Raw genomic sequence first — 14,017 nt, forward strand, 5'->3', positions numbered from 1 at the left:
GCCATGGCCGGCTTGACTGCTTCACCCGGCGGCGGCCTCCGCGTAGTGGCAGGCGACCGGGTGGCCGTGGCCGCGCTCGGCCAGGTCGGGCGGCTGTTCGACGCAGACCGTCCGCTCCGCCTCGGTGAGCCGCGTGAACTTCGGGCAGCGGGTGCGGAACCGGCAGCCGCTCGGCGGAGCGGCCGGGTTGGGCACGTCGCCGCCGATGACGATCCGCTCGCGCGCCCTGACCCGTTCGAGCCGCGGGTCGGGCAGCGGGATGGCCGAGATGAGCGCCTGGGTGTAGGGGTGAGCGGGCCGGTCGAACAGCTCGTCGGTGTCGCCGACCTCGACGATCCGGCCGAGGTACATCACCGCGACCCGGTGGGCGATGTGCCGAACCACCGACAGGTCGTGGGCCACGAACAGGTAGGCGAGACCCAGTTGCTCCTGGAGGTCCTCGAGCAGGTTCACCACGCCCGCCTGGATCGAGACGTCGAGCGCCGACACCGGTTCGTCGAGCACGATCAGCTCGGGCCTCATCGCCAGCGCCCGGGCGATGCCGACGCGCTGGCGCTGGCCGCCGGAGAACTCGTGCGGGTACCGGTTGCCGTGTTCGGGGTTGAGCCCGACCGTGGCGAGAAGCTCCCGTACCCGGTCCGGGCCCTCCTGGCGGTAGGTGTCGTGGATGCGCAGCGGCTCGGCGATGGCGTCGCTGACGGTCATGCGCGGGTCGAGGGAGGCGTAGGGGTCCTGGAAGACGATCTGCATGCGCTGCCGCAGCCGGCGCATCTCCGCGGCGCCGACGGTCCCGAGATCCAGGCCATCGAACACCACGTGCCCGGAGGTCGGCGGCTGCAGGTTGAGCACGGCCCGCCCGGTGGTCGACTTGCCGCAGCCCGACTCGCCGACCAGTCCGAGGGTCTCACCCCGGTGCAGGTCGAAGGAGACCCCGCAGACGGCGTGCACCTGCCCCGCCGTACGCCGCGACAACCCCTTGCCGCGTACCGGATAGTGCTTGACCAGATCCCGCACCGACAGCAGCGGCGACCCGTTCATCGTGCGCCTCCAGGGTGGTCGGCCGAGGTCAGGGCGAAGACGTCCTCGGGACGCCGCCCTTCCAGGTCGGCGGAGAAGTGACAGGCGGCCAGATGGTCCGGGGCGGAGGCGGCCAGCAGCTCGGGCTCGGCGCTCTCGCAGACCTCCTGCCGCATCGGGCAGCGCGGCCCGAACGGGCACCCCGGCGGCAGGTCGAGCAGGGACGGCGGCGAGCCGGTGATCGGGACCAGCCGCTCGCCCCTGCGCGCGTCGTCCAGCCGGGGGAGGCTGCCGATCAGGCCCAGCGTGTACGGCATGCGCGGCTCGTAGTAGATGGAGTCGACGTCTCCGAGCTCCACCGGCCGGCCCGCGTACATGACGAGGACCCGGTCGGCCGTACCGGCGACGACGCCCAGATCGTGGGTGATCAGCACCATGGCGGCGTCGGTCGCGGCCCGCGCGGTCTCCAGCGCCCGCAGCACCTGCGCCTGGACGGTCACGTCGAGCGCGGTGGTCGGCTCGTCGGCGATGATGACGTCGGGGTCGTTGGCCATCGCGGTGGCGATGACGACGCGCTGGCGCATGCCGCCGGAGAACTCGTGCGGGTAGTCGCGGGCGCGTTCCCTGGGCCGGGGGATCTGCATGATCGCCAGCAGCTCGATCGCGCGTTCGCGGGCGGCCGCGGCGCTGACGTCGTTGTGCGCCCTGACCGCCTCGGCGATCTGGTCGCCCACCGGGTAGACGGGGTTGAGCGAGGTCATCGGGTCCTGGAAGACCATCGCGATCCGGCCGCCGCGGATGGTCCGCAGTTCCTTGTCCGGTGCCCCGATCAGCTCCTGGCCGCGGAACCGGACCGAGCCGCCGACCTTCGCCGAGCCCGGCAGCAGGCCCATCACCGCCATCGAGGTGACCGACTTGCCGGAGCCCGACTCGCCGACGATGCCGAGCACCTCGCCCCGCCGCAGGGTGTAGCTGACGCCGCGCACCGCTCTGACCAGGCCGTCTTCGGTCGGGAACGACACGGTGAGGTCCTCGACCTCCAGCACGATCTCGCGTTCGGTCATGGGCGCACCTTCCGCTGGGTGGGGTCGAAGGCGTCGCGCAGCCCGTCTCCGATGAAATTGATGGTCAGGGCGATCACCACGATGAACGCGCCGGGGAAGTAGAACAGCCAGGGCCGGGTGCTGACCGCCGTGGTGGCCCCGCTGACCAGCAGGCCGAGCGAGGTGTCGGGCGGCTGGACGCCCAGGCCGAGGAACGACAGGGCCGTCTCGACCAGGATGGCGGCCGCCACGAGGATCGTGACGTTGACGATGATCGGCCCGAGCGCGTTGGGGATCAGGTGCCGGAAGATGATCCAGCGGTCGGTGGCGCCGAGCGCGCGGCCGGCCTCCACGTACTCCTTCTCCCGCAGCGACAGCACGACGCCGCGCACCACGCGGGAGACGTACGCCCACTGCAGGGAGGCGATGACCAGGGCGACGAACCACCACGAGCCCGAGGTGCCGCGGGTCAGCACCGCGGCGACCGCCAGCAGCGGCAGGGTGAGGACCAGGTCGGCGAACCGCATCATCACGCTGTCGACGACACCTCGGTAGTAGCCGGAGAAGGCCCCCCACAGGGTCCCCACCAGCCCGGCCAGTAAGGCGATGAGCAGGGCGATCTCGATCGAGCGCTGGGTGCCACGCAGCACTTGGGCGAAGGTGTCGTGGCCGAGGTTGTCGGTGCCGAAGGGATGCTCGAACGAGGGCGGCTCCGACACCGCCGAGGTGATGTCGGCGTAGTCGTGGCGCCAGAGCGCGCCGCCGGCGAAGGCCAGCAGGACGACGGCGACGAACAGCACCAGGCTGATCACCGCCGCCTTGTGCCGCAGGAAGCGGCGCAGCACCAGCTCGCCCTGGCTGCGCTGGCGCACGACGGCAGCCGACGGCGAGGGGCGGACCGTCATCGCCTCGGTGTTCTTACTCATAGCGGATCCTCGGGTCGAGAAGGGCGTACAGGAGGTCGGCGATGAGGTTGAACACGATGACCGCCACGGCGACCACGAGCAGCCAGGCCAGCACCGCGTAAGCGTCGCGCTGGTTGACCGAGGTGACGAGGAAGTCGCCGAGCCCGCGCCACTGGAAGACCGTCTCGATGATCACGGCGCCGGAGATCAGGGAGGCGAAGTCGAGCGCGGTCACCGTGGTCATGGGGATGAGCGCGGTGCGCAGCGCGTGCCGTACGACCACACGTCTCCGCGACAGTCCCTTGGCCCGTGCGAACAGCACGTAGTCGCTGTTGAGCACGTCGAGCATCGAGGCGCGCTGGAACCGGCTCCACGCGCCGAACGAGATCAGCGCCAGCGAGATCGTCGGCAGCACCATGTGACCGGCCGCGTCGGCCAGCTGTGCCCAGGCGCCGCCGTCCACGACGACGGATCTCTCGCCGATCGTGTACACGACCTGGTCCCCGACGAGCTGGTTGAGCGAGATCCCGCCCTGCTTGAGCAGGACGGCGAACCAGAACGACGGCATCGACAGGAACAGGAACGCGGCGAAGGTGAACCCGTAGTCGACGCCCGAATACTGCTTCACCGCGCTGAGGACGCCGACCACCACGGCGAGCAGAAGGGCCAGGACGACGGCCACGGCGATGAGCCGCAGTGTGACGCCGAACCTGGCGGCGATCTCGTGGCCGATGTCCAGGTTGGTCCGCACCGAAGGACCGAAATCCCCGCGGGCCACGCCGGCCATCCAGGTCCAGTAGCGCTGCAGCACCGGCTGGTCCAGGTGCAGCCGGTGTTCCTCGACCGCGATGACCTGCGGGGACGGGGGCGGGTTGCGGCCCTTGAGGTTGGCGAGCGGGTCGCCGGACATCGTCACCAGCAGGAACACGACGAAGGTCGAGGCCACGATCACCGGCAGGGCGACCAGGAGGCGGCGGAACGTATAGGTGAGCACGGTCGGATCACCGCTCTCTGTCGCGGGTGAGCTGTGGTCACTCAGTGCAGTCGTTTCGGCCGGCGTGCACTTCGTCGTACGCGACGTAAGATCGGCGTCAGTTCATCGGATCCGATGAACACTCGGCGCGCCCGGCGTCGCAGGATGACCGCATGTCGGCTTCTCTGGTGATCCGCGGTGGCACAGTCCATGACGGCAGCGGCGGCCCCGGCCGCGTTGCCGACGTCCTGGTCGAAGGCGATCGCATCGTCGCCGTCGGCCCCGAGGCGGGCGGCCACGACGCGCCCGCGCTGGACGCGACCGGGCTGGTGGTGGCGCCCGGGTTCGTGAACGTGCTCAGTCACGCGTACTTCACCCTGGAGACGGACGGCCGTGGCCTGTCCGACCTCTACCAGGGGGTCACCACCCAGGTCTTCGGCGAGGGAATCTCGATCGGACCCTTCACCCCCGCCGTCCGGGCCGAGCTGGAAGCGGTCTTCGGTCCCGCCACTCCCCCGCTGGTGTGGGAGCGGTTGTCGGAGTTCCTGGCGCACCTGGAGAGCAAGGGCGTCGTCCAGAACGTCGCAAGCTTCGTCGGCGCGGAGAACCTGCGCATGATCGGGGCGGGCTCGGAGGACCGGCCGATGACCGCCGCCGAGCTCTCCCATGTCCGCGGCGTCCTGGACGAGGAGATGGCCGACGGCGCGCTGGGCCTGGGATCGGCGCTCATCTACCCGCCGGGATGCTTCGCGCCGACCGACGAACTGGTCGCGCTGTGCGAAGTCGTCGCACGGTACGACGGCATGTACATCTCGCACCTGCGCAGCGAGGGCGACCACTTCCTCGACGCGGTCGACGAACTGATCGAGATCGGCCGCCGCGCCGAGGTACGGGCCGAGATCTACCACCTCAAGGCGGCCGGGCGTCGCAACTGGCCGAAGATGGCCCGCGCCGTGGAGAAGGTCGAGGCCGCCCGCGCCGCCGGCCTGCCGGTGACCGCCGACATCTACCCCTATCTGGCCGGGCAGACCCACCTGGCCGCCGCGATCCCGCCGCATTTCCACGAGGGCGGCCACGAGGCGCTCGTGGCCCGCCTGGCCGACCCGGCCGAGCGCGCCCGCATCCACGAGGGCGTGCGGACGCCGTCGGAGCGGTGGGAGAACATCTACCTGGCCTCGGGCGGCGCGGACGGCGTGATGCTGCTGCCCGACCCGAAGGGGCCGGTGGCCCGCTACCGGGGGCTCAGCCTCCGGCAGACGGCGGAGGAGCGGGGCGCCGACCCGGTGGAGACGCTGCTGTGCCTGGTCGAGCAGGATCCGTCGCTGCACGCCATGTACTTCATGATGGACGAGGAGGTGCTGCGGACCGCGCTGCGCAACCCGTGGGTCTCCGTCGGCTCCGACGCCGAGACCTTCGCCGCCGAACCGCCCCACACCGACGTTCCCACCCATCCGCGTGCCTACGGGACGTTCGCCCGCGTCCTCGGCCGATACGTGCGCGAGCAGGGGCTTCTCACGCTCGGCGAGGCCGTACGCCGGATGACCAGCCTCCCGGCCGCCAACCTCGGCCTGCGCGACCGTGGCCTGCTCACCCCCGGCGCCTACGCCGACATCGTCGTGTTCGACCCCGCCACCGTCGGCGACCTCGCCACCTACGAGGACCCGCACCGCTACGCCCGCGGGATCCGGCACGTGGTGGTCAACGGGACGACCGCGCTCGCCGACGGCGTCCCCACCGGGCAGCTGCCCGGCCGGGCGCTGCGGCGCGGCAGGTCACGGTGAAGGAGCAGGCGGAGCAGGTCCTCGGCCGGCTCGGCGCGCGAGCCTGGGTGCAGGTACGCCGTGGGCGTCTTCACCCGCGCTGCCGACCCCACCCCCAACGCCCCGCACCTCGACACGCTGATCGGCTGGGCGGCTGCCGAAGCCGTCGCTCAGCTGCGCGGCGAGCGCCACTGAACCTTCTCACCCCTGGGAGCCGACCATGGCTATCCGCAGAACGAACTCGATGGCTCTGACGGCCGGCGCCCTGGCGCTGCTGCTCACCGCCTGTGCGGGCGGCGGCGCGAAGACGGCGACGTCCGGCGACGGCCGCGTCACCGGCGAGCTGAACACGGTCAACACCACCACCGCCGTCGGCACCGGCGGCACAGTGACCTACACGATCACCTATCCGATCTCGAACTGGAACGTCCTGAACACCGGCGGCGCCACCTACTCGGTGATCGACATCTCCAGCGTGCTGCTGCCGAACGCGTTCGTCATCCAGCCGGACGGGACGGTGGCCCGCAACGAGACGCTCGTGACGAGCGCGGAGAAGACCGCCGACAAACCGCAGACGATCACGTACACGATAGACCCCAAGGCCGTCTGGTCCGACGGCACGCCGATCACGGCCGACGACTTCGCCTACACCTGGCGGGCGCTCAACCCCCGCCAGTGCCCGAAGTGCCAGGCCGGCAACACCGCCGGCTACGACCGGATCACCTCGGTCAAGGGCTCCGACCAGGGCCGGACCGTCACCGTCGTCTTCGACCGGCCGTACGTCGACTGGCAGGCCCTGTTCTCGCCGATCCTGCCGGCCCACGTCGCGAAGACCTACGGCCCCACCGACACCCCCGCCGGCCTGGAGAAGAGCTTCAACGAAGGCTTCGCCAAGTCGGTCCCGAAGTTCTCCGCGGGCCCGTTCAGGATCGAGGAGTTCACCGCCGACGGCTCGGTGGTGATGGTCCGCAACGAGAAGTGGTACGGCAAGGCGCCGCACCTGGACAAGCTCGTCTTCCGTCTCATCACCGACGTCTCCCAGCAGCCGACCTCGCTGGCGAACGGCGAGGTCGACGTGATCTACCCCAACCCGCAGGTGGACATCGTGCAGCAGGTCGACGACCTGCCCGCGGTCCGCTACCAGGTGACGCCAAGCGCGTCGGTTCACCAGATCTGGCTGAACCACAACGCCCCGGCCCTGAAGGACGTCGCCCTGCGCAAGGCGATCTTCCAGGCGGTGAGCGTGAAGGACCTGATCGCCAAGACGATCGGCCAGTTCGACAACACCGCGGAGCCTCGGCTGAGCCAGATGTTCCTCAGCGGGGCGCCCGGCTACGCCGACGTGGTGAGCGCCTTCGAGTACGGCATCGGCGACGCCGAGAAGGCCAAGAAGACGCTGACCGACGCCGGATACACCGGAGTCGGCACGAAGCTCGTCGCACCGGACGGCAAGGCCGTGGGCACGCTGCGTTTCGCCGTCCAGGCGGGCGACCAGCTGCGTGCCAGCGAGGCACAGCTGGTCAAGGCCGCGGTCGCGCCGCTGGGCGTCGACGTGCAGGTGGCCACGGTGTCCAACACGATGGACGCCGTCCAGGAAGGCAACTGGGCGCTCACGGTGGGCACGGTGTCGCAGTCGCCGTTCACCGCGACCAGCAACATCCCGTACTTCCTGAGCTGCGAGGAGGGCGCGAGCTTCTGCCGCTTCAACCTCGGCAACTACGGCAACCCCAAGGTCGACGAACTCCTCGACGACGCCCTGTCGGCGACCGACGCCGAAGAGGCGACCAAGAAGCTGCAGGAAGCCGACAAGATCGTCTCATCGGACTATTCGATCCTGCCGCTCTACCAGAACAGGTCCTTCCTCGCCTACAACGCGAAGCTCGGCAACATCCGCGACAACAGCCTGGCGTTCCCGACCTACAACAGCGAGCAGTGGGGCCTGCTGAACGGCTCATGACCTGCGGCGGGCCCTCTTCGGCTCAGTTCCGGACGATCTTTGACATCTTGGTCACCAGTCTGTTTCGGCCCCACTCTGAGTGCAGACGACGAACGACGAACCGGGGTGGCCTGTGCGAGTTGCAGCCTTGCAGTCGAAACTGGACGGGTGGCGGGCGGGTGGCCTTCCTGCAGCGATCAAGCTGTGTGAGCGGCAGGAGGTCGAGCTGCTGGTGCTGCCCGAGTGCTACTTCGGCGGCATGCGCGCCGCCAGGCCCGACGCGGATGCGGTTGCGATGGCGGCGCCTTACCCGGACTTGGTCGAGGCGCTTCGCGACTGCCCTTCGGAACTGACTGTGGTGGCCGGCTTCACCGAACGAGCCGGCGACGGGGCGCTGTACAGCTCGGCGGCGGTGTTGCGTGCGGGACGGCTGCTCGGCGTCATGCGCAAGCTGTTTCCTCGAGAGCCGGCTTTCAACCCGGGTGAGGAACTACCGATCTTTCATCACGGCGCATGCGCCTTCGGTGTCGTGATCTGCAACGACGCCAACTTCGTCGAGCCGTCCCGGCTGCTGGCACTGGCCGGGGCCCGCCTCCTCGTGTGCCCGCTGAACAACGATCTTCCCATGGAGGTCACCCGCGATTGGAAGGTCCGGACGCGATCAGCGCTCATCGCTCGAGCGGTGGAGAACGACTGCTGGGTGATCGCGGCTGATGTATGTGGCAGGGCAGAAGGACGGCAGGGAGGCGCGGCGACGCGGATCATCGGCCCGGATGGCCGCATCCTCGGTGAGGCGGACGGAGCGGAGCCGGGCTTGGTGGTGGCGGACATCGATACGACGGGCAGGTCCATGCTGCCGCGCTGGGATGTGGCGCAGAACCCAGCTGTCTTCGGAAAGTGGATGGGAGCCCTGGCCGATCGCGCCAGTGGTTGAGGCAAGGCGTGATCGCTTCCTCATCGGTCTCGCCGCCCGAGCGCGCCCTTGAGCGCGTCGGCCTGTGCGTCGGGGAGCCCGTCCACCCTGGCCAGCCCAGGCAGGAGCACCTGGTGCAGGGCCGCGAACGGCAGTTCGGTCTCGGTTTCCACGCCGGTGCAGCGCAGGATCCCACACCCCTCGGCCGCGCGTGCCGCGCTGTCGAGGAGCGCCGTCTTGCCGATGCCCGGGTCGCCGCGGACGACCAGGGCCCCGCTGCGTCCGGCCCGCGCGCCGTCCACCAGGTCCCCGATGGCCCGCTCGTCCTGATCTCTCCCTCGCAGCATGCCAAGCAATGGAGCGATCGCGGGCCGCTCACCCCCATGCGGCCAGCTGCCGGTCAGCGCAGGGCGTCGACGGGCTCCATGCGGGCGGCGCGCAAGGCCGGATACAGTCCCGCCAGAAGCCCGACCAGCGCGCCGACCGCGGGGGCGGCCAGGGCCAGACGGATGTCCAGCACCGGGGTCCACTGGCGGACGGCCGCCACCACGACGACGGCGACGGTGCCCAGGCTGGCGCCGATGACTCCACCGGTCAGGCCGATCAGGCTGGACTCCAGCAGGAACTGAGCGGCTATGTGGCGACGGGCGGCCCCCAGAGCTCGGCGCAGGCCGATCTCGGCGACGCGTTCCATGATGGTGACCAGGGTGACGTTGGCGATCCCGACCGCGCCCACGATCAGGGAGACCAGGCCGAGGATGAGGAACAGACCGTTGACGTCGTCCTGGGCGCCGTCGCGGGCGCGCTTGGGGCTGGGCGGGGCGATCACCTGGAGTTCCCCGGTGTGGTTGGGGCTGAGGGCGAGGGGGGCCTGGCGGGCGATCAGCTCGGCGGCGCCCAGCTGGGTGCCGACCAGGACACGGGTGACGTTCTTCAGGCCGAAGTCGGGGCCGAGGGTGGGCGGCACCAGGACCGCGCTGGCGAGGATCTGCTCGCGCTGCAGGCCGCCGATGATGCCGATGACGGTGTAGGCGCGGTCGTTGATGAACACCGCCGGCGCGTGGTCCAGCCGGGTGATGCCGAGCATGGCGGCGGCCTGCTCGCCCAGCACGACGACGCGGTCGCCGCGGGTGAGGTGGCCCGCGTCGTAGAAGCGGCCGGTCAGCAGTCTGCCGCGGGTGGTGGCCGGCAGGTCCGGGGTGGCCGCGACGACGGCGAGCGTCTGCCCTGCCACCTGGGTCGGGTCGAGCAGGTTGTTGGCGGTCACCACGAGGTTGGAGCTCTTGTCGCTCTGCGCCAGCGCGGTGGCCGATACCACGCCGCGCAGCCGCCGCAGGTCCGCGGCGGCCTCCCACGACACCAGGGCCTGGCGGCTGTTCTGCGGCACCTCGACGGTGACACTGGTGGCCAGCAGTTCGTCGAAGCGGCCGACGATCTGGTTGCCGGCGGTCGCGGCGATGCCCATGGTGACCACCAGCGTGGTGATCCCCAGGACGGTGCCCAGGGTGGTCAGGGCCGATCGGACGGGACGGGCCAGCATCCCCGCCAGGGACTCGGCCCACAGATCGCGGATGTTCATGCTCACCCCTGCTCGGTCAGGATGCCGTCGCCGATGCGCACCCGGCGCTTGGCGTGGGCGCTGACCTCGTCCTCGTGTGTGATCACCAGGATGGTCAGGCCCTGGGAGCGCAGCCCGTCGAACAGGTCGAGCACGGCCTCGGTGTTGCGGCTGTCGAGGTTGCCGGTGGGCTCGTCGCACAGCAGCAGCGACGGACGGGCCATCAGGGCGCGGGCGATGGCCACCCGCTGGCGTTCGCCGCCCGACAGGCGGTCCGGCCGGAAACCGATGCGGTGTCCCATGCCCACCTGCTCGAGGGCCTGCTCGGCACGGGCCAGGCGACCGCGGCGCGGGTGCTGCCCGTAGACCTCGGCGAGCATCACGTTTTCGGCCACCGTCCGGTGGGGGAGCAGGTGGAAGGACTGGAAGACGAACCCGATGCGCGCGCCGCGCAGCCGGGTTCGCGCGCCGTCGCGCAGGGCGGTGGTCTCGATGCCGTCCAGCCGGTACGAGCCCGAGCTCGGCCGGTCCAGCAACCCGAGAATGTTCAGCAGAGTGGACTTGCCGGACCCGGACGGGCCGATGATGGCCACGTAGTCGCCGTGGTCGACGCGCAGTGTGACGTCGTCCAGCGCGCGCACCGGCGGGTCGGCGGGGAACTCCCGGCAGACGCCGGTCAGCTCGATGACGGGCTCAGGCATCGCTCACCACGACCCGGTCGCCTTCCTTGACCGTCCCGGCCTGCACGGGCGTGATCTCCACGTTTCCGTCGGCGGTCAGCCCGGTGCGCACCTCGACCTCGCGGGTCCTGTCGCCGTCGAGCGCCACCCGCACCCGAGGACGGCCGTCGGCGGAGGTGACGACGGCGGCGACCGGCACGCTGAGCACCTCCCCTTCGGTCGAGCCGACGGAGATCCGCACCGTCAGCGACGAGCCGACCAGCGCCTTGAGCCCCTTGGCGGTGTCGGGAGTGAGCAGGACCGGCACCGAGCCGGTGTCGGGCGTGTCCTGCTTCTCGTCCTTCTTGTCCTGCGAGGTGACGCGGGCGGCCTCCCCCGTGGCGGTCAGCCTGGCCTGCAGCAGGGTGCCGTCGAGGGTTTCCATGGTGGCCTTCTGGTTCCGGCGCAGCAGCTTGGCCTCCTTGGCGTCCACCGACCCGGTGATCGCGAAGGCGGAGCTCGTCACGGTGGCGACCTTGGACTCGATGGTGTCGCCGGGCTTGACCTCGGCCTTGTCGATGCGGGCCGGCAGCGTCGGGAGGAAGACGACCTCGCCCGCCGGGAGACTGACGCCATAGGTCTTGAGGAACCCGGCCAGCATGTCGCGGGCGTCGGCCAGGCCGGCGGCGCTGTTGCTGACCTTCATCCGCAGCGGCGAGACCTCCCGGGCCCTGCGCAGGCTCTGCTTGGCGGTGGCCTCGGCTTCCTTGGCGGTGCGCACCCCCTTGCGCAGCTCCTCCAGCCGCTTGTCCTGCTCGTCGCGGACTTGCTCGAAGTAGTCGTCCACGGCCGTGCGGGCCTCGTCCAGGGCCTGCCGGGCGTTGGCGAGCTTCATCTCCAGCAGGCGGGTGTCCGTCGAACGGAACGGTGTGGGAGTGGGCAGCGGTGGCGCAGGTGGTGGCGGGGTGCCGGAGGGTGTGCCGGACGGCGTCGGCGCGGGCGGCGGCGCCGGCGGCGGGGTGTTGTTGTTCTGCTCCATGGCCTCGGTCAGTTCCTTCTCGGCCGCGAGCACCGCTTCCTCGGCGGTGCGCACAGCCTGCCGCAGGCTCGTCAGCTTGGCGGCCTGATCGGGCGTCATGTCCTGCCGCATCGCCTCCCGCAGCGCCCGCTCGGCCGAGCGCAGGTCGCGGCGGGCGTTGTCGAGGCGCAGCTTGAGCGGCTGGACATCGAGGCCCTCATCCAGCGCCTTGCGGGCCTCTGCCAGCTCCGCCTGCCTGTTGCGCACGGTCTCGCGGTAGGTCTGCAGGTTCTTGCGCGCCTCCATGTCAGGCTCCTGGGCCTGGTAGCCGCGCTTGGCGTACCAGCGTTTCACCGCAGTGACGGTGGCCTGGTCGAAGACGCCCGAGACAGGCACCCGCACGCCCTTGCGGCGCAGCGCGCGCTGCAGTTGGCGGACGTCGTCTCCTTCGGTGCCCGGCACCAGCGGCCGGTACATCGGCAGCCGCCCGCGAAAGACGAACACCGGCCGCCCGTTGACCTGCATCAGCACGTCACCCTCACCGATCGGGCCGGTTTGGGGCGCCTTGGTGACGCGCTGGGGCGTGCCGCCGCCTCCACCCGTACCGCCGCCTCCACCCGTGGCGCCGGTCACGCCGACCGTGCCGGCCAGCGTGACCGGCAGCGGGGAGCCGTAGGTGAGCGTGCCGTTCACGGTGACGGTGCTGGTGAGCTTCCGCCGTTCGACCAGTGCGGTGACCAGGGACGGCTTCGGCGGGCGGCGCGCGGCCAACTGGTCGGCGGGGGAACGCAGATCCGCACCCACCGCCCAGCCGATGCCGGCGAGCGCCACCACCGCGGCCACGACACCGGCCAGCACCTTGTTCCTCGAGAGACCGGCCTTCGAGGCACCCGACCTGCCTGTGCCTGAACCGCCTGAACCGCCTGGACCGCCGGGTCCGCCGGGCTCCGCGGCCGGCTCGCCTGCGGACGCCCTGAACTTGCGCATACTGAACTCGCTTCGATGGAAAGGGAGGGAGGGGTGGAAGCGGCGGGCCCTCAGGGGCTATCCCTCGACGGCCATGGGCATGCCCATGCCCGCGAACGGGCCGGCCTGCTCGTAGACGGCGTTCAGCTTGGGCCGGTAGGCGGCGTAGAAGTCCTTGCCGCACTCCAGGTCGTCCAGCGCGGCCTTGATCTCGCGCGTCAGGAGAGGGCGGGCCTGCTCGGGCGTGGGTTTCTCGCCGAGCTTGCTCAGCTCCTGCCCGAACGACCCCTCGGTGCTGTTGGCGATCTCGACGGGTTGCTGGGAGGTAACCGTGAAGCCCTTGCCCTTGAGACAGTCGGCGAACCGGCCGGCCAGCTCCACCAGGCGGGCGTCGCCGTTCAGCTCGCGGTTGATCGCCTGCTTCATCATCTCGGACTGGGCCTTCGCCGCCTCCTGCATGGAGGTCATCTTGCGGCCGGTGGCCTTGTTGAGCATCTCCAGCATGCACGCGTCCATCCCGGCGAAGTAGGCGTCCCGCTGCGCCTTCGACAGCCCGGCGACGACCTTCGCGTTCGGGTCGTCTCCCGGGCCCTCAACGGTCCGGGAGACCATGCGCCCGCCCGGGTCGTTCGGATAGACGATCGAGGCGGCCCAGCCGAAGCCGTACTTGCTCCGGTGCTTCTTCATGGCCTCGTAGTCGCCGGACATCTCCTTCTTCTGCGCTTCGGGGAGGTCCGGCGCGGAGACGATCGGGTGGTAGGTGAAGCCCTTGCCCTTCATGCAGGCGGCGAGCTGGGCCTGGTTCTGGCGCTGCTTGTTCTGGGGATCCACGGAAGGAGCCGCCGATGGCTGCGCCTGACCGGTCGAAGCGCAGCCGGTCATAGCGGCCAGCAGGGCCGCGCCGGCCACCACGGTTGCGAGCGATCTGTGGGAGTGAATCATGGGGGCCTCTCGCAGGTGACAAGGGGATGAGCGGGCAGCACGAAGCACCGCGGCGCAACCGTGCAGTCAGGCCCGCTCATCGGAGTTCGTCCATCGGGGGTGGTCTCGCGGTACTGGGCCGCGAAGCCGGTTCACCTTCCCGTGGGCTTGCTGAAGCGAACCTGAACGCACCTGAAGCGCGGTGCACGGATCGAGGGCAGCGAGCGACCGCGCACGCCCTCGACTCCCCCTATCCGGCCTTCGTCACTGCGGGCCTGCCGGCCGCGGGCTCGGCTTCGTTGATCATTCCGTGTATGTTCCGGATCCTGCTGTGGCGACGTGCCAATC

At 70.5% G+C, this 14,017-nt stretch carries 10 protein-coding genes and 1 pseudogene; 3 read left to right on the forward strand and 8 right to left on the reverse strand.

The features are described from left to right. Window positions 1–21 precede the first annotated feature (21 nt). The 3 genes and pseudogenes from ACWEVS_RS16730 to ACWEVS_RS16740 form a co-directional block, all read right to left on the reverse strand. Window positions 22–2,081: pseudogene (locus ACWEVS_RS16730) on the reverse strand (ABC transporter ATP-binding protein). Then, a complete protein-coding gene (locus ACWEVS_RS16735; protein WP_452552179.1) occupies window positions 2,078–2,986 on the reverse strand; it encodes an ABC transporter permease in 909 nt (302 codons plus the stop codon). Before ACWEVS_RS16735 ends, ACWEVS_RS16730 begins: the two are co-directional and overlap by 4 nt. Next, window positions 2,979–3,959 (reverse strand): ABC transporter permease, encoded by a 981-nt coding sequence (locus ACWEVS_RS16740; protein WP_449916526.1) that lies wholly within the window; start codon window positions 3,957–3,959, stop codon window positions 2,979–2,981. The genes ACWEVS_RS16735 and ACWEVS_RS16740 overlap by 8 nt, the downstream gene beginning before the upstream one ends. 152 nt (window positions 3,960–4,111) lie before the next feature. Here ACWEVS_RS16740 and ACWEVS_RS16745 point away from each other — a divergent pair, with 152 nt between their 5' ends. The 3 genes from ACWEVS_RS16745 (at window position 4,112) to ACWEVS_RS16755 (ending at window position 8,568) form a co-directional block, all read left to right on the forward strand. Next, window positions 4,112–5,719: an N-acyl-D-amino-acid deacylase family protein gene (locus ACWEVS_RS16745; protein ID WP_452552181.1), complete on the forward strand. Its 1,608-nt coding sequence runs from the start codon at window positions 4,112–4,114 to the stop codon at window positions 5,717–5,719. A 199-nt stretch (window positions 5,720–5,918) separates the two neighbouring features. Next, window positions 5,919–7,655: an ABC transporter family substrate-binding protein gene (locus ACWEVS_RS16750; protein ID WP_452552183.1), complete on the forward strand. Its 1,737-nt coding sequence runs from the start codon at window positions 5,919–5,921 to the stop codon at window positions 7,653–7,655. 127 nt (window positions 7,656–7,782) lie between these two features. Continuing rightward, window positions 7,783–8,568, forward strand: a complete 786-nt coding sequence (locus ACWEVS_RS16755) for a carbon-nitrogen hydrolase family protein (protein WP_449916533.1) — start codon at window positions 7,783–7,785, stop codon at window positions 8,566–8,568. Window positions 8,569–8,588: 20 nt separating this feature from the next. Here the strand turns inward: ACWEVS_RS16755 and ACWEVS_RS16760 are convergent, their stop codons facing one another. The 5 genes from ACWEVS_RS16760 to ACWEVS_RS16780 form a co-directional block, all read right to left on the reverse strand. Further along, window positions 8,589–8,894: an ATP-binding protein gene (locus tag ACWEVS_RS16760; protein ID WP_452552185.1), complete on the reverse strand. Its 306-nt coding sequence runs from the start codon at window positions 8,892–8,894 to the stop codon at window positions 8,589–8,591. Window positions 8,895–8,947: 53 nt separating this feature from the next. Further along, complete coding sequence (locus ACWEVS_RS16765; RefSeq protein WP_452412803.1) at window positions 8,948–10,126, reverse strand: ABC transporter permease; 1,179 nt, start codon at window positions 10,124–10,126, stop codon at window positions 8,948–8,950. Between the two features lie 2 nt (window positions 10,127–10,128). After that, the gene (locus tag ACWEVS_RS16770) at window positions 10,129–10,806 is read right to left on the reverse strand and encodes an ABC transporter ATP-binding protein (protein WP_354913179.1); all 678 of its coding nucleotides are present in this window, start codon (window positions 10,804–10,806) and stop codon (window positions 10,129–10,131) included. Further along, window positions 10,799–12,640, reverse strand: coding sequence for a peptidoglycan-binding protein (locus ACWEVS_RS16775; RefSeq protein ID WP_452552186.1), 1,842 nt, complete (start codon window positions 12,638–12,640; stop codon window positions 10,799–10,801). Before ACWEVS_RS16775 ends, ACWEVS_RS16770 begins: the two co-directional genes overlap by 8 nt. 186 nt (window positions 12,641–12,826) lie before the next feature. After that, window positions 12,827–13,579: a hypothetical protein gene (locus ACWEVS_RS16780; protein WP_452552188.1), complete on the reverse strand. Its 753-nt coding sequence runs from the start codon at window positions 13,577–13,579 to the stop codon at window positions 12,827–12,829. Between the last annotated feature and the right edge of the window lie 438 nt (window positions 13,580–14,017).

The organism is Nonomuraea sp. NPDC003754, assembly GCF_053605785.1.

Excerpts from the sequence above, each read along its gene's own strand:
- ACWEVS_RS16745 (WP_452552181.1), top strand. The coding sequence starts at position 4,112 with ATGTCGGCTTCTCTGGTGATCCGCGGTGGCACAGTCCATGACGGCAGC.
- ACWEVS_RS16770 (WP_354913179.1), bottom strand. The coding sequence starts at position 10,806 with ATGCCTGAGCCCGTCATCGAGCTGACCGGCGTCTGCCGGGAGTTCCCC.
- ACWEVS_RS16765 (WP_452412803.1), bottom strand. The coding sequence starts at position 10,126 with ATGAACATCCGCGATCTGTGGGCCGAGTCCCTGGCGGGGATGCTGGCC.
- ACWEVS_RS16735 (WP_452552179.1), bottom strand. The coding sequence starts at position 2,986 with ATGAGTAAGAACACCGAGGCGATGACGGTCCGCCCCTCGCCGTCGGCT.
- ACWEVS_RS16750 (WP_452552183.1), top strand. The coding sequence starts at position 5,919 with ATGGCTATCCGCAGAACGAACTCGATGGCTCTGACGGCCGGCGCCCTG.
- ACWEVS_RS16760 (WP_452552185.1), bottom strand. The coding sequence starts at position 8,894 with ATGCTGCGAGGGAGAGATCAGGACGAGCGGGCCATCGGGGACCTGGTG.